Source organism: Variovorax sp. P2_H12, assembly GCF_056403395.1.
The window spans coordinates 184,514-203,514 of record NZ_JBFUFO010000001.1 but is presented as its reverse complement, the minus strand read 5'-3'; the positions used below and the strand labels follow the sequence as shown (position 1 = coordinate 203,514).

Below are 19,001 nucleotides of genomic sequence, written 5' to 3'. Positions count from 1 at the left end.
ACGGCCGGGAAGGGCAAGTGGCGAGCGCCCGCGTGCAGAGATTCCCCCTTCGCCGCTAGACTCCACGCCGTGGTGCGCCGCTCGCGCACCAAACTGCTGATCGCTGAAGGCAAATGCCCCATGGCTGAGTCCCGGTCTCGACCCCTGTCGAAACACGCGCCCCGCGCGGGCAGCACACTGCGCGAACCGGTCGAGCGGCGGGCCGACCCGGGCCTGCGGCTGAACGCGCTGAGCACCACGAGCGAGGTGTGCGACCTGGTGGTCGACGAAGCCGCCCGGCTCGTTGGCGCCCAGCGCCTGCTGCTGGTGCTCGATACCGAAGCCGGCTTGCGCAGCGCCGGCGCGAGGCTGCCGCCCACTGAAGACGCCGCCGCCCTCCTCTGCGCCATCACGCCCTGGCTCGCCGACACCCGCCGCAGCCGCAAGGCGAGCCTGCGGCACGGGCCCGAGGGCGCCGAGCCGGCCGACCAGCGCTCATGCCTGATCGCGCCGCTGGTCGCGCAGGGAGAACTGTGGGGCTACCTCTATGCCGACACCGAAGGCACGCTGGGTCGCTTTGACCGCAAACACCGCGACTTGCTGGCCGCTCTGGCACGCCAGGCCGCCGGGGTCCTGGCCAATCTCCGTGTCCGCGAGAGCCTCCAGCATGAGTTGACCGAATGCAAGGGCGCGCTCATGCAGCGCACCGACGAACTCACGCTCATCAACGGGATCCAGCAAGGCATCGCGGCAAAGCTGGGATTCCAGGCCATCATCGAACTGGTGGGCGACAAGTTGCGCGACCTGTTCCACACCGGCGACCTGAACATCGTCTGGTGGGACGACAAGACCGACCTGGTCCAGGTGCTGTACCGCTACGAACACAACATGCCCCTGCCGCAGCCACCGGCAAGGCCGCTGAAGCCCGACGAGCCCATGGCGCGCATCCTGCACACGCGCCAGGTCGGCGTGGCCCATACGCGCGAGGAGCAGACCCGCGCCGGCCTCCATCCCGCACCGGGAACCGACTGGGCACATTCGATCGCCGCGGTCCCGATCATCGGCAGCGACCGCGCGCTCGGCATCATCGCGCTGCAGAACCACGAACGCGAATACGCCTTCGGGGCGCACGAGATCCGGCTGCTCGAGACCGTGGCGGCGAGCCTGGGCCTGGCGCTGGAGAACGCCCGCCTGTTCGACGAGACGCAGCGCCACGGCCGTGAGATGCAAGAGGCCCTGTCCCACCAGCGCGCCGCCGCCGAGGTGCTGCAGGTCATCGGCAGTTCGGTGGCCGACCCCGGTCCGGTGTTCGACAAGATTCTCGAGTGCTGCGAGCACCTGTTCGACGGCAGCTCCTTCGCCCTGTTGATGGTCGACGCCGAGGGGCACCTTGCGCTGACACGCTGGTTGATGACGGCAGCCGGCCGCGCCACGATCAGCGAAGAACGGCTGGCCGACCTCAGTGCGTCGATGCAGTCGAACTACCCGATGCCGCTGGCCGGCACCTCGGCCGAACTCTCCTTTCGGACCGGCGAACTCGTGGAATTCGCCGATGTGCTGAGCGATCCCGCGGCGCCGCTGGTGCTGCGTCGCAACGCCGAGCTTGCGGGAATGAGCTACGCGAACCTGGCGGCGCCACTGATCTGGGAAGGCCGCGGCATCGGCATCCTGAGCATGCAGCGCACCAGGGTCGGTCCGTTCAGGCCCAGCGAGCGTGCGCTGCTCAAGACCTTCGCCGACCAGGCCGTCATCGCGATCCAGAATGCGCGGCTCTTCAACGAGACCCAGGTGGCGCTGCACAAGGTCGAGGAGCGCACCGCCGAGCTGACCGAGTCGCTCGAGTACCAGACCGCCGTCAGCGACGTGCTGCGCGTCATCAGCGAATCGCCGACCGAAGTGACGCCGGTGTTCGAGGCCATCCTGGACTGCACCATGTGGTTGTTCGAAGGCCCGGCTTCCGCGATCTTCAGCTTCGATGGCCACCTGGTCCACCTGGCCGCGACCCGCAACTGGTCCGCGCAGGCGCTGGAAGCGGCGCGCACGGTGTGGCCGGCGCCGCCGGACCCGCGCCAGATGAACGGCCGGGCCATCCTCGAGCGACGGGCCCTCAGCACCGACGACGCGTGGTCGGATCCGGACTACGACCGCAGGCTGGCGAACAGCGGAAACCGGCGCCGGTTGATCTGCGCGCCGATGCTCAAGGACGGCGTGCCGATCGGCGCGATCACCACCGCCTGGCCGGACCCCGGCAAGACGCCGCAACGGCAGATCGACCTGCTCCAGCTGTTTGCCGACCAGGCCGTGCTCGCGATCGAGAACGTGCGGCTGATCCACGAGACCCGCGAGGCGCTCGAGCGGCAGACCGCCACGGCGGACGTGCTCCAGGTCATCAGCGAATCGATGGAAGACGCGCAGCCTGTGTTCGACAAGATCCTGGAGAGCTGCCAGCGCCTGTTCTCCGGCACGCAGCAGGGCATTTCGCTGGTCGACGACGACGGGCTGGTGCACCTGAGCGCGCATCGCGGCCCTGCCCGCGAAGTGCTCGAGCGCTTCTATCCCCGGCCGATCGTGCCCGCGGGCGCGGCCATGCCCGGCCCCGACGTCCTCCATGTTCCGGATGCGCTCGCCGCGCAGCACTTGCCCGCATTCATGCGCGAGATCGCCGAGTTGCTGGGCAACTACGCGATCATGATCGCCCCCCTGATGTGGGAGGGCCGCTACATCGGCTCGATCCACGTCACGCGCCAGCCGCCGCAGGCGTTCGCCGACAAGGAGATCAAGCTGCTGGAGACCTTCGCCGACCAGGCCGTGATCGCGATCCAGAACGCACGCCTGTTCAACGAGACCAAGGAGGCGCGAGCCGCCGCCGAAGCCACGAACGAGGCCAAGAGCGCATTCCTCGCGACGATGAGCCACGAGATCCGCACGCCGATGAACGCGGTGATCGGCATGAGCGGCCTGCTGCTCGACACGCCGCTCGACGCCGAGCAGCAGGACTACGTCTCGACCATCCGCGATTCGGGCGATGCGCTGCTGACCATCATCAACGACATCCTCGACTACTCGAAGATCGAGGCCGGGCGCATGGACATCGAGTCGCATCCGTTCGATCTGCGCGACTGCGTGGAGTCGGCGCTCGACCTGATCAGCACGCGCGCGACCGAGAAGAAGCTCGACATCGCCTATGTGTTCGAGTGCGGCGTGCCGATAGGCGTGAGCGGCGACCTCACGCGGCTGCGGCAGATCCTGCTGAACCTGCTGAGCAACGCGGTGAAGTTCACCGAGACCGGCGAGGTGGTGTTGACGGTCAGCGCCAAGCCCCAGGCGGCCGAGCGGGTCTCCCTGACCTTTGCCGTGCGCGACACCGGCATCGGCCTGTCGCCGGAGGGCATGGGCCGGCTGTTCCAGTCGTTTTCGCAGGCCGACTCGAGCACCACTCGCAAGTACGGCGGCACCGGCCTCGGCCTGGCGATCAGCAAGCGGCTGGCCGAGCTGATGGACGGAACCATGTGGGTCGAGAGCGAGGGCCCGGGCAAGGGTTCGTCCTTCTTCTTCACCATCGAAGCGTCGATCTCCGATGCGCCGCCGAGCAAGCGCCGCGTCGTCACCGGCGTGCAGGTCGAGCTGCGCGACAAGCGGCTGCTGATCGTCGACGACAACGCGACCAACCGGCGCGTGCTCGCGCTTCAGACCGGCCGGTGGGGCATGGATTCGCTCGACACCGAATCGCCGGCCGAGGCCTTGCGCTGGCTCGCGCAAGGCGAGCGCTTCGATCTCGCGATCCTCGACATGCACATGCCCGAGATGGACGGCATCGACCTGGCGCGCCGCATCCGCGCGAATCACGCCGCCCTGCCCCTGGTGCTCTTCAGCTCACTGGGCCGGCGCGAGGCCGGCGACGCCGAATCGCTTTTCAACGCCTACCTGTCGAAACCGATCCACCAGTCGCAACTGTTCGACACGCTGGTCAGCCTGCTCGCGCGCGAGTCTGTTGCCAAGCCCGTGGAGGGCGGCAGCGCCAAGCCGCAGATCGACCCGACGATGGGGGCACGCCACCCCTTGCGGATCCTGCTGGCCGAGGACAATGTGGTCAACCAGAAGCTCGCGATGCGCCTGCTGCAGCAAATGGGCTACCGGGCCGACCTGGCCTCCAACGGCATCGAAGCCGTCGAGTCGGTGCAACGCCAGACTTACGACGTGGTTCTGATGGACGTTCAGATGCCCGAACTCGACGGGCTCGACGCGACGCGGCAGATCTGCACGCTGCTCGAGGCCGATCGACGGCCGCGCATCGTGGCGATGACCGCCAATGCCATGCAGGGCGACCAGGAAATGTGCATCTCGGCCGGCATGGACGATTACCTGACCAAGCCGATCCGCGTTGATCGGCTGGTCGAAGCCTTGATCAATGTGCCTGCACGCAGGGACCGCTGACGGGGCCCATCCCTTGGCCTGGGGATGGCGGGTTGTCGACGCGGTTGCAATTTGGGCGTAAGCTAGAAAAAGGTTCTACTTGTTGCTCGCAAACCGCTTTTGTTTTGTTTTACGAACAAGAAGAGGACCGATTCAGAACCCATCGATATCGCACTGCGGAGAGCGTATGGACCTGAGAAGCGAGCACCTGGCCGACGGCGTCGAAAAGATCAGTCTGGTCGGGCGCATGGACAGCATTGGCGGGCATGACATCAACGTGCGCTTGTCCGCGCTGGTGTCGACCCGAAAGCTTCTCGCCGTCGTCGATCTGTCCGAAGTGTCGTTCCTGGCATCCATCGGCATTCGCACCCTCGTCGTCAATGCGAGGGCCCAGTCGTTGCGCGGCGGCGTGATGGCCTTGGCCAGCCCGCAGCCCCTTGTGGCGGAGGTGCTCAAGATGGCAGGCATCGATACGATCATTCCGGTGTACCCCGACGTCGATACCGCCTGCAGCGCGCTGATGGCGGGAGCCGGGAGTCGCTGATGGCCTCCTCGGACGGGGAACCGCAGGCATCCCTCATCGTCGGTAGCGAGCTGCGCGAACTCTCGCGCGTCAGCGCCTGGGTGCACGACTGGGCCGAGGGCCAACGGCTTCCGGCACGGGTCGCACTGAACCTCGATCTTTGCTCGACCGAGGTGGTCACGAACATCATGACCCACGCCTGCACCAGCGGCGCTCAGAGCATCTTCCTGCGCCTGGGTTGGCAAGGCGAAGACGTGGCACTGGAAGTCGAGGACGAGGGAAGCGAGTTCGATCCGCAGAAGGTCCCGGAACCGAGGCCACCCACGAGCATTCAGGACGCGCGAATCGGCGGCTGGGGCATCCCCATCGTGCGGCGCTTCTCCGATGGCGTGCGCTACCGCCATGAAGACGGCCGCAATTGCCTGACGCTCCTTTTCCGGGCGACCGCCCCACCCTGACCAGGCTCGACACCCCACATTCGCATCGCGGCGCCGATGTCCATGTCGGCACCCTTCAATTCACAACCGAGGAGATATGTCGATGGGAACTGCAGCCAAATCCATACCGAGCATCGATGCGCAAACCGCATTGGCGGCCCAGGCGGTGCTCGCCAGCCAACCGAACGGCGCGGGCGAGACATCCGGGGTCGACAAGATGCGCGAGTTGCTGTTCGGCAACCAGATGCAGGATTACGACAAGCGCTTTTCCATTCTCGAGGAGCGCTTTCAGCAAAGGATGCGCGACCTGGAAGCGGAGTCATCCCGCAGCCTGAGCAGCCTTGAAGGCACGATCAAGAAGCAGCTCGAGTCGGTGGCCGGCCAGTTCCGCGAGGAAAAGGACCTGCGTGCCGATGCCGACAAGGAGCTGGAGCGCAGCCTGCGGGATCACACCCAGGCACTGGAAAAGCGCCTCGCCCAGGTTTCCGACCAGCTCGCACGCCAGGAGCGCGACTTCACGGATCGCCTGAGCCACGAGGTTCAGGGCTTGCGCGAAGAGATGCGCCGGCGCCAGGACGACCAGCGCGCCACCACCGAGCGGATGTTCGCCGAGCTCAGCAACGTCAAGACCGATCGCAATCTGCTCGCCGGTCTGTTTGTCGAGATCGCCAAATGCCTGAATCAGGACGTATCGCCCAAGGGCGTCAACGCCGGCGAGCGCGGTTGAGTCGCGCAGCCAGCGCACCAGGTCAGCTCGCGCGACGCGATGCCGGGGTGGGGGCGCGGTGAACGCGCGCCTGTCGCTGACCGCGACGCGCGCGCCCGGCAGCGCTTCCGAAGAGGATACGAACAGGCGACTCGCCGGCCTTCTTCTGGAGTTGGCCCGGTGCGTCAACCCGGACGTGGCCGCGACGCTTCCGAGCCGCCTGGAGGCCGATCCGCGGATGGACGCGCTGCGCGGCGTGCTGATGGAACGCGAGCAGGTGGCGCTGGCGAGACTGCAGCAAAAGTTCGACGACCCGCGCGAGTTCGCCGATGCGGTGGGCGCCGTGCTCCCCGCCGCCTTCGTGCTGGCGACGCAGGACGAGCGCCTCGGCCACGCGATCGCGCCGACCGTCGAGCGTGCCACCCAGGCGTCCATTCAGAAGAACCCGGGTACCATGGTCGATATCCTGTATCCCGTCATGGGACCGGCGATTCGCAAGGCCATCGCCGAGACCCTCGAGGGCACGCTTCAATCGCTCAATCAGGCGCTCAAGCACAGCTTTTCCTGGCGCGGCCTCAAGTGGCGCATCGAGGCATGGCGCAGCGGGAGCACCTTCGCGGACGTGGTGCTCAAGCACACGGCCGTGTACCGGGTCGAACACCTCTTCCTGGTCCATCGCAAGACCGGTCTGCTGCTGGCGCACGTGGCCAGAGAGGACGCGACGACGCGCGATCCGCAACTGGTCTCGGCCATGCTCTCCGCGATCCAGGACTTCGTGCGCGATTCCTTCGACGAGGCAGGGAGCGGGGCCACGAGCGGCCGCAGCATCGACAGCCTGCGCCTGGGCGACTTGCTGCTGTGGTGCGAGGAAGGGCCGTCGGCCTTCCTCGCCGCCGTGATCCACGGCAGTCCGCCTGCGATGCTGCGCACCCGCCTGGGCGAGGCGCTGGCGGCCGTCCACGCCGAATGGCGCACGCCGCTCGAAGGATTCAACGGCGACGTCGAACCCTTCTCCGACGTCGGGCGACGGCTGCAACCCTGCCTGATCTCCCAGGAAGCCGAGACGCGAAAGAAGCTGACCCCGCTGTTCTGGCTGGCCCTGCTGGCGCTGCTGCTGGCGCTGGGCTACTGGATGTCCCAACGGATCATCGAACGCCAGCGCGTCGACGCCTATGTCGCGGCGCTGCAGGACCAGCCCGGCATCGTCGTGACGGGCGCCGAGCGCCGCGACGGGAAGTGGCTGGTGTCCGGGCTGCGCGACCCGCTGGCGACGCATCCGGAATCGCTGCTGGCTCAGGCCCGACTGGATCCGGCGCGCGTCGTTGGGCGCTGGGAACCCTACCAGGCGCTGCATCCGGCCATCATTCTGAAACGGCTGCAGGCGACCCTGAATCCGCCGCCCACCGTCAGCCTGTCACAGGATGCGGGCGGCATTCACGCCACCGGCAGTGCGCCCCAACGCTGGATGGACAAGGCGCGCGCCTTCACATTGACTCTTCCTGCCGGCGCTCCGAAGGTCGATCTCAGCGCCCTCCAGGACGTGCAGGATCCGGACTACGTTCGCCTGCGCGACGCCATTCAGGCCCAGCTCATTCACTTCGATTTCAGCGTCCCTCGGCCCGCGGCGGACCAGGAAGGCAAGCTCGACGCCGTGGCCGCCGACATGCGCGAGCTGGTGCAGGTGGCGCGCACCCAGGGGTTCCCGGTGAAGGTGACGATCGTCGGCCACGCCGATGCGACCGGCAAGGACACGTCGAACCTGGCCCTCAGCGTGGGCCGCGCGGAGGTCGTGCGTTCCATGCTGCGGGCCCGTGGCGTGGATCCGACCTTGCTCGCCGTGCGTGGCGCCGGCCCGCTGGAGCCGCTGCGCCCCGGCGCCAGCGAGGATGAACTGTCGATGAACCGGCGCGTGTCCTTCGGCGTCAGCACCGGCGACTGACCATGCTGCAAAAGAAGATCTGTCTGCTCGGCGCTTTCGGCGTAGGCAAGACCAGCCTGGTACGCCGCTTCGTCGACACCATTTTCTCGGATGCCTACCTGACCACGGTCGGGGTGAAGATCGACAAGAAGCTGCTGACCATCGGCACCGAGCAGGTGGCGCTGATCCTTTGGGACATCGCCGGCGAGGACGAAGTCTCGGCCGTCCGGGTGAGCTACCTGCGCGGCGCGGCCGGCTATCTCCTGGTGGTGGATGGCACGCGGCCCGAAACCCTGGACACCGCGGTGTCGATCCAGGCGCGGGTCGGCGCGGAGGTCGGCGACGTTCCCTTCGTCGCCCTGCTCAACAAGGCGGACCTCGAGGAGGATTGGACGATTCCGCCGGAACGGATCGAGCGCCTCGAGGCGGCAGGCTGGGCCTTTCGCCGCACCAGCGCCAAGACGGGCATGGGCGTCGAGGAGACCTTCCAGGAACTGGCGGCGCGCCTGGCGCGATAGCCATGCTCGACCTGCCGACGCGGATTTCCGACTCGCTGCTCCTGCTGCTCCATGCGCAGCGGGTTCTCGCGCATCTGGTCATCGATGGCTCGCAGAAGCTGACGCAGGCCGGCGGGCACCTGGCGCACTACGGCCTGGAGGGCCTCCAGCTCGGCGTCCTTGCCAGCGACCAGATCCCGTTCCTCGAAGGCCTGCTGCCACTGGCGGAGACCCCCTTCCTCATCCGCTCCATGGAAATGCCCAGCGGGCGCGTGGCGGACGTCCATTTCTTCGCCGATGACAGCACCGTCTGGGTTCTTCTGCTCGACGTGACGGCGGAATACGAGGAGGCGCGGCTGGTGCAGCAGAAGGCCTATGACATGACCTTGCTCAGCCAGCGCGAGGCCAGGCTCATCGCGCAACTCGAATCGGCCAATCAGGAACTGACGCGCGCCCATCGCGATCTCGCCGCCTCCCGCGAAGACCTGCAACGCACCCACGACCGGCTGCAGCAGGAGTTGCGCGACGCCGAGCGCTACGTTCGCTCGATGCTGCCGGCGCCGCTGTCGCAGCCATGGGTGATCGACTGGCGCTTCGTTCCGTCGACCGAACTGGGCGGCGATTCGTTCGGCTACCACTGGATCGACGAGGAGCATTTCGCGCTCTACCTGATCGACGTCTGCGGCCATGGCGTGGGCTCGGTGCTGCTGTCGGTGGCGGTCGCCGACACGCTGCGCTCGGAGGCCCTGCCGAGAACCGACTTCCGCAATCCCGGCGAGGTGCTCACCGCGCTCAACCAGGCCTACCAGATGGAGCGCTACGGCGAGCTGTTCTCCACCGTCTGGTACGGCGTCTACCACCGCGCCAGCGGACGCCTGCGCTACGCCTCTGCCGGCCATCCTCCGGCCATCCTGGTGAGCGGCCCCTGCGAAGCCGCCGGGGAGGGCCGGCCCCTGGAAGCATCGGGCCCCTGCATCGGCATCATGCCGGCGGCCAGCTACCAGGACGCGCAGTGCATCGTGCCCTCGCCTGCGCGGCTTTTCGTCTTCAGCGACGGCGCCTACGAGATCAAGAGGACGGATGGCTCCATGCTGGAGTTCTCCGCATTCCTCGAGATCCTCACCCGGCCGGTCGACGACGGTCAGTCCGAGCTGGACCGCGTTCTGGACTGGGCGCGCGAGGTGCATGGCCCCGGCGTGCTCGAGGACGATTTCACCATCATCAAGATGGTGCTTTGAGCCGAACTGCCTGCGACTTGCAAAGTAAAAAAAGCTACCTTTCAGTAGCACGCTTTTCGCGACCTGATTTACATCGAGCCGGCCCTGAATGGATTGGCTTTGAATCGGCTACGGACAGCACGAATGCGTCTTCACGCAATTGGGTTGCACCCAAACCTGCGCGGCGTCATTGGTGTAGTTAGGCATTCTTTCGAACTCCTTGAGGTCAAGCACCAATTTGGGAGCAGCGACCCCGCTCTCAACTTCAAGCAAGTGGCTGACGTTGGCAATACGCTCGCGGGCCAAGTGCATGCTCTTTTCACTTCCCCTTGCAGCCTTTGCATAAATTCCAAACTCTTGGATTCCCCCTGTTTGTTCGGCTGGGTGCGGGATTGGGCCTATCACCCGGCGCGGCGACCATGACCGACCCCAAAGCAATGCAAGGGCGACTTCCGCTGATGATGGTCGCTGGTGGCTATCTCGGCATGGACTGAGGCGCTTGGGGCGTTCGAGTTGGAGGCATCACGGGGCCAGTGGGTGGGCCGAACATAGGCTTCGTGGTCGCAGGCGGCGGGTTCGTCATGCGCGCCTCGATCTGGTCCGCTAGTTGCGCCATGAAGGTGTTGCTCGGATTCTGGTTGGACTGGAGCCGGGCGATCGCTGCCAACTTCTGCACCTGCGAATTCGGCGCCGCGTCTGCGAGCAGCGGTGTTGCGTCGGGGGTAGACAGATAGGCCATAACCTTACGAGGGTCGGTGCCCGGCTCGCTCAACTTGGCAACGATGATGTCGTCAGCGCTGCGCCCCGTCTGCTGGCTTTCGATCGCGGCGCTCGCTCGGACCCACTCCGCATAGCGCAGGGCGTCCACCCCGCCATACAAGCCGACTGTGTTACCGAATTGAGGCTCAGTGTCCCGTAGTAGCTTCGCCATGTCATCGGAGGATTTAAGAAAAGGCGCGGCATTGTAGTCTTGGCCGCTATTGAGCGCCGCCGCCAGAATATCGGAAGCGACTAGATTAGAGGACGTGCGAATTTCGGCCAGAAACTCCTTTTGCTTGTCTGGTGGCGCACTAGTAACAAGATGAGCAAGCTCACAAAAATAGGAGTCGCTATCGAGAACGCCTCTTTTCAGAGCGTCTTTTAGTACGTACTCAGTATCCGGCTGGTATTCCAGTCCGGCGTAGTACGTTACAGCGTTGGCTGCCACTTGCCTATCCGGATTTGCGACTAGATTTTTTAACTCAAGCGCGATTTCAAGGTTCGCACCGGTCGTATTTTCTCGATTGTGAAGTCCATAAAGAATAGCCGAAATCGCTATTTTTTCCTGAGTAGTCAACTTGCCTTCACGCAAGAGCCCAAGGGCTAGTCTTGCTGATTGAGGGGTCGCTGGAATTCCTTTCCCATACATCTCTTCCAGTGCGATTCTCCCTGCTATCCCCGCACCGGGCTTATAGGAGAGCAAAGGATTTTGTTCGTCGATCTTCGACGCCGCAATCGCTAGCTTGGCCTGATAGTCGGCAGCGCCGTCCGGCCGAGGAGCGGTCATTCCAGTGAACGGAGCGCCGATTTTCGTCGCCGAGATGCCGGCCTGCGATTTGTCATCTGGATACAGCGCAAAGACCAATACTCCGGCGCCACAAATGCTGCCAAGCAGCGTCCAATGAATTTTATTCATCCGAATTACCCCTTATCCCGCGTACGTCTTTAGAAGCTGGAACACGACTGTCGGAAGAACAGTTTGTCGCAAGGTGGAATTTACGAAAAAAATCCATCGGTCGTACGCCGCATTGTAGTTCATCTGAATTGGGTTTCCTTTTATATCCGTCTGACCGCCCGCGTTAGCGTTATAGATGCTGTAGATATCCAGCACGTATGTGTCACAGCGGTACTAACCCTTTCGCCCGCGTTCAGCTGCCGTTTTTGGAAGAGAAGGAGTCGCCGTAAAGGCAAGCGTGTAAGTCGCACCCAGCCTGAAAATCTGCAGCGCACGCAGATTCATGGCGTTGAAGTTATCCCACACTTGACCGGAATTGTTCGTGCAATCGGTCTCAAAGCACCCCTTGACGAAAAAAGACGGAATATTCGGATGGCCTGCACCCCAGTAGGCAGTAGGCCCCTGCGATGCCACCGCTGCTTTGAAATTATCGACTGTCACGTACTGAACGACCTGCGCCTCATTCATTACTTGATAGATGTTTTTCCCATCATAGAAGCCCAAATGCCCAGGGAAAGCAATGAAGCTCGCAAGGGTTCGCCCTACCACGTCGCCCGGCCGACTCGGCGGCGACTTAATTAGATCGGGGTCTTTTCCAATATTCCATAGGGCCTGTCCGTTCCAGTAAATTACAAGATTGCCATCATTCTGAGCCGAGAGATAGGCGCCGAGGTGATTCTGAGTAGCTGCATTCCAAAGCGGCGCCCATCCGCTGTTGTACACAACAAAATTCCCGTCCCCTTGCATCGGAGCAACGTACCCGCCTTTGCCATTGGTGTAGGAGGCCCAGCGGACTGCCCAGTCGGAAGTCCTGTAGTACACAAGATTGCCGTCACCCTGCATGATGAGTACATATTGCCGATCGTCCGAATAGATGCCTTGACCTGGATATAGGGAATAGCCCGGTGGCAGATTGGCGGCGCTGCAAAAACTGGTGAAGAATAAAAATAGGACCGTGAGCAACCTTGAAATAGACAATCTCATTCTCTCCTCCAGAGTGTAAAAGAATCGTTACTATTTCCTCCGTGCTCGCGGGATTCAATCAGATTTGTCTGAAAATTATTAGTCGGCCTTGCGAATTTCGTCTCCCGACGTGCGCGACGGCCGCACGCCGCTGATTTCTGGCCACGGCCCCCGCGAGCGGCGCGTTGGCGAGCGCGGCCAGGGCTGTTGTTGAAGGAGGCGACAGCCTAATCCCGGCAGGGGGGAGGCTCAGCGCCCGAAAGCGTGTCGGCGACCTTTCAGACAAATAATTCAGTGGCGCGCGCCGCGCTCAATCGGGCGTGCCAGATGGCTCCATGGAGTTCTCCGCATTCCTCGAGATCCTCACCCGGCCGGTCGACGACGGTCAGTCCGAGCTGGACCGCGTTCTGGACTGGGCGCGCGAGGTGCATGGCCCCGGCGTGCTCGAGGACGATTTCACCATCCTCAAGATGGTGCTCTGAGCCCGCCGGAGGTGTCGAACCAGGGCGCATCGGGATGGCGCTTGCGCCACGCCGCCGCGCTCGCATTGCTCTGGATGTGCTCGGCGAGCCGGGTGCGATGCGCAGCCGTCAAGGGCAGCGTCTTCAGCAGGCCGGGCCAGCTCGCCATGGCCTGGTCGACGCAACGGGTCACGACCTCGCTCAGCTGCTTCTCGGGAATGTCCCAGACGTTGCCGAGTTCGCGCAGCGTCCTGGGCGTCAGCAGCGTGCGCGGCGGCTGCTCGGGGAAGAACTTCAGGCCATGCCCCGCGCCCGCGAAGTACACGCCATAGGCGACGATGTCATAGGCCGGGGAAAGCTCGGGCCGGGTCTGGCCGCGCGGGTAGACGAGGCTGAAGTTCTTCAGATGCGCGTCGTAGTTGCCGAGCAATTCCGAGACCTTGATGCGGCGCAGGAGCTCGGCCACATCGGCCTCGCCCCTGGCCGAGCGCCGCTTGAGCAGCAGCCCGATCGCCGCGTAGGTGCCCAGGTACTTGTATTCCGACGGCGTGCCCGTGACCTGGGCGAAGTCCTCCATGTGCAGGCGCCGGGTCTCGGTCGGGACGTCGCGGTCGAAGCGGGACACCAGCAGGAAGTTCCGGCCGTCTTTCTGCAGCGCATACGGCAACTGGTCGGCGATCGATGACAACGGTTCCAGCGCGAACTCGCAGGTGTTCACGCCCGCCGCCGCCGCCAGCGTCAGCGAGCTGTACTCCACTTCGGGCAGTTTGTCGTACGCGCCGGTCGGCAGCTTGCCGATGAAGTGCTTCTGGTCCGAGTGCTTCGAGCGCATCACGTAGCGCCCCGGGCTTCCCAATATCAGCGCGACCTTGGGCTGGACACCCGAAATGGACGTTTGCTGGGGCGTCGGCACCTGGCCCGAACTCATTTCGTAGCTGTCGCGGCTCTGGCCGATCAGCCGGCCCAGCGCGGGCTCATCGAGCGTTTCGGCATCGGCCCGGACATCGCCTGGCAGGTCGCCGCCGCAAGCCGCGAGCAAGCCGAGTTCGTCGTTCACGTCGAGGCCCAGGTCGCCGATCAGCTGCTTGCGCAGAGGGCCTTCGGGCAGCAGATTCTGGAAGAAAGGCGGCAGACCGAACTGGCCGTCGCCCCGGTTGACGTCCAGTGCCGGGTCGAGCAGCTGGGCCACCGTGGCGGCCTCGGCCTCCGCGAGGGCCTGGGCCAACCTTTCGGCACTCCCCGAAGTGACTGGCGCGACCACGTAGAGCTGGGACAGGACCGGCCGCGCAGAGTTTTTCGCATAGTCGTCGTCGAAGCGGAAATACACCCGCCCGTCGTCGAGCCCGAACAGCGAGCCGACATCCGTCGTGCCGAGCCGGATGCGCAAGGACCGCACGATGCTCATGCGAGTACCTTCGTGCTTCGCACTGCGGCGCTCATGACGCACCGCGCCGAGGCGGCTTCGGCATCAGCCCGCTCACTTCGTCCTGCAGGCCGGTCGATTTGGTGTCGGCGCCGAACCGGGTCAGGTCGGCCACCGCCTCCGGCACGAACTGCACCTCGAGTTGGAGGCACTTGAGCAGCGCCAGCAAGGTGTTCAGCTCGACGTTGCCGCGCCCTGCTTCAAGGGCGCCCAGGGTGTTTCGGGAAATGCCGGCCTTCAGGGCCAGTTCCGAAGCGGTCATGGCGCGATCCTTGCGCGCCTGGCGCAGGAAGGTGCCGATGGCGGCGAGGGTCGTCATGTGCAGCATGCTATGCATATTAATCGAATGCAAAACATACTGTGCAAACCTGGATATCAAGCCGAGTTTTTGCATATTTTAATGAGCATATTTTCATATCACACACTTTGTTGGGCGATCCAGCCTCACCCATCTTCGGGAGGCGGCTCACGCGTCGCCTCGCTCCACTCGACCCCTAGAATGATTTTCAGTTTTCATCCCACTCTGGCAGGAACCACATGAGCTCCATCAACTTCATTGGCGGCGAAAAGGGCGGGGTCGGCAAGTCGGTCACGGCGCGGGTACTGGCGCAGCACTTCATCGACCACAGCCGGCCCTTCGTGGGCTTCGACACCGATCGATCGCACAGTTCCTTCACCCGTTTCTACGAGGGATTCGCCTCGCCCGTGGTGGTGGACAGCTTCGAGGGGCTCGACACGGTGGTGAACGGCTTCGAAACCAACCCGCAGCAGAGCGTGATCGTCGACCTCGCGGCCCAGACGCTGGCACCGCTGTCGCGCTGGATCAAGGAGTCCGACCTGTTCGACGTCTTCGCCGACCTGGGCGTGGCCGTCAATTTCTGGCACGTGCTCGACGACGGCAAGGATTCGAGCGACCTGCTGGGCACGCTGATCGACACCTTCGGCAACCGGCCGAACTACATCGTGGTGCAGAACTATGGGCGCGGCAGCGACTTCGGCCTGCTGCTCGGCTCACAGTCGCTCGGCAAGGCGACCGCGAACGGCGCCCGCGTCATCGCCCTGCCCCGGCTGCATGACGCCAGCATGCGCAAGATCGATGCGCGCAACAGCAGTTTCTGGAAAGCCGTCAACGACCGTGACGGCCCGCACGCGCTGGGGCTGCTCGAGCGCCAGCGCGTGAAGACCTGGCTGGCGACCGCCTACGCCGCCTTTGACACACTTCCGCTCTGAGTCGCGCGGCGGAACAGCAGGATCAGCAGCAGCACCGCGAAGCCGGTGAACACGATGAAGGACCAGTTCGCGATCGACAGGCCGAGGAAGGTCCAGTCGACCTGCGAGCAGTCGCCGGCACCGCGGAAGATCATCGGCAACGCGCGCTGCAACGGAAAGGTCTCGATCATTCCGTAGATGTCGCGGCCGCAGGACACCACCTCCGGCGGATGCCATTGCAGCCAGCTCTGGCGCGCGGCCGTGTAGGCGCCGCCGACGGCCATGACCAGGCCCAGCAGCATGCCCACGACCTGCAGGCCCCTGCGGCTGCTGGCCGACGCCAGGCCGGCAAAGACGGCCACCAGCACCAGCGCATAGCGCTGCACGATGCACATCGGGCACGGCTCGAGGCCGACCACATGCTGCAGGTACATGCCGAAGGCGAGCATCGCCACGCAGGCGATGCAGATCAATGCCAGGGCGCGACGCGGCGCACCAAAATACCAGTCGATCACGGTGAAACCCAATCTTCTACGAACACGCGGGCCTTGCGCGGCGTGGCGACGACCTTGTCGCCCTCGTGCAGGCCGAGGTCCCGGAACTGTTGCGCAGGGAGTTGCGCTTCGATGATGGCTCCGGACCCTGGATTATCTGGATTCGATTCGACCGGTTCTAGTTCCAGGCGCGCGATCGGTCCGACCACAATCGCGCGGCTCAAGGTCGCGACGATGCCGCTGGCGCCTGGCGCATAGCGTTCGACGCTGAGGTCGTGCGGCCGCACGTAGGCCAGCGCCTTGCCGTCGCGCAGCCCGCGCTGCTCCGGCGTGTCGAGCCGGATGCCCTCGACATGCACCTCGCCCTCATGGGCGCGGCCGTGGAACAGGTTGACGTCGCCCAGGAAGCCATACACGAACGGGCTCGCCGGGTGGTCCCACACATCCTGCGGAGATCCGACCTGCTCGATGCGGCCGCTGTTCATCAGCACCACGCGGTCGGCCACCTCCAGCGCCTCTTCCTGGTCGTGGGTGACGAAGATGCTGGTGACATGCAGCTCGTCATGCAAGCGGCGCAGCCAGCGGCGCAGTTCCTTGCGCACCTTGGCGTCGAGCGCGCCGAAAGGCTCGTCGAGCAGCAGCACCTTGGGCTCGACCGCCAGCGCCCGGGCCAGCGCGATGCGCTGGCGCTGGCCGCCGGACAACTGCGCCGGATAGCGGTCGGCCAGCCAGTCGAGCTGCACCAGCTTCAGCAGCTCGTGCACCTTGGCCTTGATCTGCGTCTCGCTCGGACGCTGGCCACGCGGCTTGACCCGCAGGCCGAAGGCCACGTTCTCGAACACCGTCATGTGGCGAAACAGCGCGTAGTGCTGGAACACGAAGCCGACCTGCCGCTCGCGCACATGGACGTCGGTGGTGTCCTCGCCCGAGAACAGGATGCTGCCCGCGCCGGCGGTTTCCAGGCCCGCGATGATGCGCAGCAGCGTGGTCTTGCCGCAGCCCGAGGGCCCCAGCAGCGCGACCAGTTCGCCCGAGGCGACATCCAGGCTGACGTCGCGCAAGGCGTGGAAATCACCGAACTGCTTGCTGACGTTTCTGATTTCGATGCTCATGGTTTTTCTCTTTCAGGGCGTCGGCCGCTCGGGCGGCAGCTCGGCGATCGCCTTCATCTCGCGCTCGTGGCGCCATTCGATGATCGACTTGATCACCAGCGTGACGAGCGCCAGGATGGCCAGCAGCGAGGCCACCGCGAAGGCGGCGACCGACTGGTATTCGTTGTAGAGCACTTCGACGTGCAGCGGCATGGTGTTGGTCTGGCCGCGGATGTGGCCCGACACCACCGACACCGCGCCGAACTCGCCCATCGCGCGTGCGTTGCACAGGATCACGCCGTAGAGCAGACCCCACTTGATGTTGGGCAGCGTCACGCGCCAGAAGGTCTGCCAGCCGGTGGCGCCGAGCACGATCGCGGCCTGCTCCTCTTCCGTGCCCTGGGCCTGCATCAGCGGGATCAGCTCGCGCGCGATGAACGGGAAAGTCACGAACACGGTCGCCAGCACGATGCCGGGCACCGCGAAGATGATCTTGATGTCGTGCGCCTGCAGCCAGGGACCGAACCAGCCCTGGGCCCCGAACACCAGCACGTAGATCAGGCCCGCCACCACCGGCGAGACCGCGAACGGCAGATCGACCAGGGTGGTGAGGAAAGCCTTGCCGCGGAACTCGAACTTGGCGATGGCCCAGGCCGCGGCAACGCCGAACACCAGGTTCATCGGCACCGCGATCGCGGCCGTGAGCAGGGTCAGGCGGATCGCGCTCCAGGCGTCGGGCTCCTTCAGCGCCTCGACGTAGGCGCCGAAACCCTTGCGCAGCGCTTCGGCCGCGACCGCGGCCAGCGGCAGCACCAGGAACAGGAACATGAAGGCCAGCGCGACGCCGATCAACGTGCGCCGGACCCAGGCCGACTCGGTGGTGCCGGCCTGGGCGCGGAGGACGGTTCTCGAAGCCGCGCTCATCGAATGACCTCCGTGCTTCGCACTGCGGTGCGAGCCCCCTTCGGAACGGCCGGGCGGGGGCTCATGCCGATGCCTCCGAGCGGCGCCGCTTCCAGCCCTGCAGCCCGTTGATGACCAGCAGCAGCACGAAGGAGATCACCAGCATCACCAGCGCGACCGCGGTGGCACCCGCGTAGTCGTACTGCTCGAGCTTGCCGATGATGATGAGCGGCGTGATCTCCGAGATCATCGGCATGTTGCCGGCGATGAAGATCACCGAGCCGTATTCGCCGATCGCGCGCGCGAAGGCCATCGCGAATCCGGTGAGAAGCGCCGGCGTGATCGAGGGCAGGATCACCTTGGTGAAGGTCTGCAGCCGGGTGGCGCCGAGGCTGGTGGCCGCTTCTTCGAGTTCCTTCTCGGTGTCTTCGAGCACCGGCTGCACCGTGCGCACCACGAACGGCAGCCCGATGAAGATCAGCGCGATCACCACGCCCGCGGGCGTGAAGGCCAGCTTGATGCCCAGCGGCTCGAGGAACTGGCCGACCCATCCGTTGCCGGCCAGGAGTGCCGTCAGCGAAATGCCCGCGACCGCGGTGGGCAGCGCGAACGGCAGATCGACCAGTGCATCGATGATCCGCTTGCCCGGAAACTTGTAGCGCACCAGCACCCAGGCCACGAGCAGGCCGAACACCAGGTTCACCAGGGCCGCGATCAGCGAGGCGCCGAAGGTCAGGCGGTACGAGGCCATCACGCGCGGCGAGGTGACCGCCACCCAGAACTGATCCCAGCTCATGCCGACGGTCTTGATCACCAGCGCCGACAGCGGGATCAGCACGATCAGGCTCAGGTAGAGCACCGAGAAGCCGAGCGTCACGTGGAAGCCCGGCAGCACGCGCCGCGACACGCCGGCGGCGCCCGCACGCGCAAGCGGCGCCGCCGCGGACGGCAGCGCCGAAGTAGCAGCACCGCTCATCGTGCCCCCACGCTCAGCGCTGGCGCGTCATCGCTGCCCCCCGAGGGGGCGTTCGCTCGCTTGAAGCGGTTCTGCGC

General features: G+C 65.1%; 17 protein-coding genes. 9 read left to right on the top strand and 8 right to left on the bottom strand.

The window, feature by feature from the left end:
* The first annotated feature begins 120 nt into the window (after window positions 1–120).
* The 7 genes from AC1DYK_RS01055 (at window position 121) to AC1DYK_RS01025 (ending at window position 9,711) form a co-directional block, all read left to right on the top strand.
* On the top strand, window positions 121–4,413 hold the full coding sequence (locus AC1DYK_RS01055; protein WP_478164570.1) for a GAF domain-containing protein: 4,293 nt from the start codon (window positions 121–123) through the stop codon (window positions 4,411–4,413).
* A 166-nt stretch (window positions 4,414–4,579) separates the two neighbouring features.
* Window positions 4,580–4,936, top strand: a complete 357-nt coding sequence (locus tag AC1DYK_RS01050) for an STAS domain-containing protein (protein ID WP_478164569.1) — start codon at window positions 4,580–4,582, stop codon at window positions 4,934–4,936.
* On the top strand, window positions 4,936–5,373 hold the full coding sequence (locus AC1DYK_RS01045) for an ATP-binding protein (RefSeq protein ID WP_478164568.1): 438 nt from the start codon (window positions 4,936–4,938) through the stop codon (window positions 5,371–5,373). Before AC1DYK_RS01050 ends, AC1DYK_RS01045 begins: the two co-directional genes overlap by 1 nt.
* Before the next feature lie 82 nt (window positions 5,374–5,455).
* Complete coding sequence (locus AC1DYK_RS01040) at window positions 5,456–6,079, top strand: hypothetical protein (RefSeq protein ID WP_478164567.1); 624 nt, start codon at window positions 5,456–5,458, stop codon at window positions 6,077–6,079.
* A gap of 175 nt (window positions 6,080–6,254) precedes the next feature.
* Window positions 6,255–7,997, top strand: coding sequence for an OmpA family protein (locus AC1DYK_RS01035; RefSeq protein ID WP_478164566.1), 1,743 nt, complete (start codon window positions 6,255–6,257; stop codon window positions 7,995–7,997).
* Between the two features lie 2 nt (window positions 7,998–7,999).
* Window positions 8,000–8,494, top strand: coding sequence for a Rab family GTPase (locus AC1DYK_RS01030; protein ID WP_478164565.1), 495 nt, complete (start codon window positions 8,000–8,002; stop codon window positions 8,492–8,494).
* Window positions 8,495–8,496: 2 nt separating this feature from the next.
* The gene (locus AC1DYK_RS01025; RefSeq protein WP_478164564.1) at window positions 8,497–9,711 is read left to right on the top strand and encodes a PP2C family protein-serine/threonine phosphatase; all 1,215 of its coding nucleotides are present in this window, start codon (window positions 8,497–8,499) and stop codon (window positions 9,709–9,711) included.
* A gap of 454 nt (window positions 9,712–10,165) precedes the next feature.
* Here AC1DYK_RS01025 and AC1DYK_RS01020 read toward each other — a convergent pair whose 3' ends face one another.
* Window positions 10,166–11,365, bottom strand: coding sequence for a hypothetical protein (locus AC1DYK_RS01020; RefSeq protein ID WP_478164563.1), 1,200 nt, complete (start codon window positions 11,363–11,365; stop codon window positions 10,166–10,168).
* Between the two features lie 213 nt (window positions 11,366–11,578).
* On the bottom strand, window positions 11,579–12,388 hold the full coding sequence (locus tag AC1DYK_RS01015; RefSeq protein WP_478164562.1) for a hypothetical protein: 810 nt from the start codon (window positions 12,386–12,388) through the stop codon (window positions 11,579–11,581).
* A gap of 314 nt (window positions 12,389–12,702) precedes the next feature.
* On the opposite strand from AC1DYK_RS01015, the gene AC1DYK_RS01010 reads away from it, so the two are divergent.
* Complete coding sequence (locus tag AC1DYK_RS01010) at window positions 12,703–12,849, top strand: hypothetical protein (RefSeq protein WP_478164561.1); 147 nt, start codon at window positions 12,703–12,705, stop codon at window positions 12,847–12,849.
* Here AC1DYK_RS01010 and AC1DYK_RS01005 read toward each other — a convergent pair.
* Both AC1DYK_RS01005 and AC1DYK_RS01000 read right to left on the bottom strand, forming a co-directional pair.
* Window positions 12,833–14,233: a type II toxin-antitoxin system HipA family toxin gene (locus tag AC1DYK_RS01005; RefSeq protein ID WP_478164560.1), complete on the bottom strand. Its 1,401-nt coding sequence runs from the start codon at window positions 14,231–14,233 to the stop codon at window positions 12,833–12,835. The two genes, AC1DYK_RS01010 and AC1DYK_RS01005, sit on opposite strands and share 17 nt — an antisense overlap.
* Before the next feature lie 31 nt (window positions 14,234–14,264).
* Window positions 14,265–14,645 carry a helix-turn-helix domain-containing protein gene (locus tag AC1DYK_RS01000; RefSeq protein WP_478164559.1) on the bottom strand — a complete coding sequence of 127 codons (381 nt, stop codon included), beginning with the start codon at window positions 14,643–14,645 and terminating at the stop codon, window positions 14,265–14,267.
* Between the two features lie 143 nt (window positions 14,646–14,788).
* Here AC1DYK_RS01000 and AC1DYK_RS00995 point away from each other — a divergent pair, with 143 nt between their 5' ends.
* Window positions 14,789–15,481 carry a P-loop NTPase family protein gene (locus AC1DYK_RS00995; RefSeq protein WP_478164558.1) on the top strand — a complete coding sequence of 231 codons (693 nt, stop codon included), beginning with the start codon at window positions 14,789–14,791 and terminating at the stop codon, window positions 15,479–15,481.
* Here AC1DYK_RS00995 and AC1DYK_RS00990 read toward each other — a convergent pair.
* The 4 genes from AC1DYK_RS00990 to cysT all read right to left on the bottom strand — a co-directional run bounded on the left by AC1DYK_RS00990 (window position 15,451) and on the right by cysT (window position 18,924).
* A complete protein-coding gene (locus AC1DYK_RS00990) occupies window positions 15,451–15,975 on the bottom strand; it encodes a disulfide bond formation protein B (RefSeq protein ID WP_478164557.1) in 525 nt (174 codons plus the stop codon). The two genes, AC1DYK_RS00995 and AC1DYK_RS00990, sit on opposite strands and share 31 nt — an antisense overlap.
* On the bottom strand, window positions 15,972–17,066 hold the full coding sequence (locus tag AC1DYK_RS00985) for a sulfate/molybdate ABC transporter ATP-binding protein (RefSeq protein ID WP_478156742.1): 1,095 nt from the start codon (window positions 17,064–17,066) through the stop codon (window positions 15,972–15,974). The genes AC1DYK_RS00990 and AC1DYK_RS00985 overlap by 4 nt, the downstream gene beginning before the upstream one ends.
* A gap of 12 nt (window positions 17,067–17,078) precedes the next feature.
* Complete coding sequence (cysW, locus tag AC1DYK_RS00980; RefSeq protein WP_478164556.1) at window positions 17,079–17,969, bottom strand: sulfate ABC transporter permease subunit CysW; 891 nt, start codon at window positions 17,967–17,969, stop codon at window positions 17,079–17,081.
* Between the two features lie 61 nt (window positions 17,970–18,030).
* Window positions 18,031–18,924, bottom strand: a complete 894-nt coding sequence (cysT, locus tag AC1DYK_RS00975; protein WP_478164555.1) for a sulfate ABC transporter permease subunit CysT — start codon at window positions 18,922–18,924, stop codon at window positions 18,031–18,033.
* Window positions 18,925–19,001 lie beyond the last annotated feature (77 nt).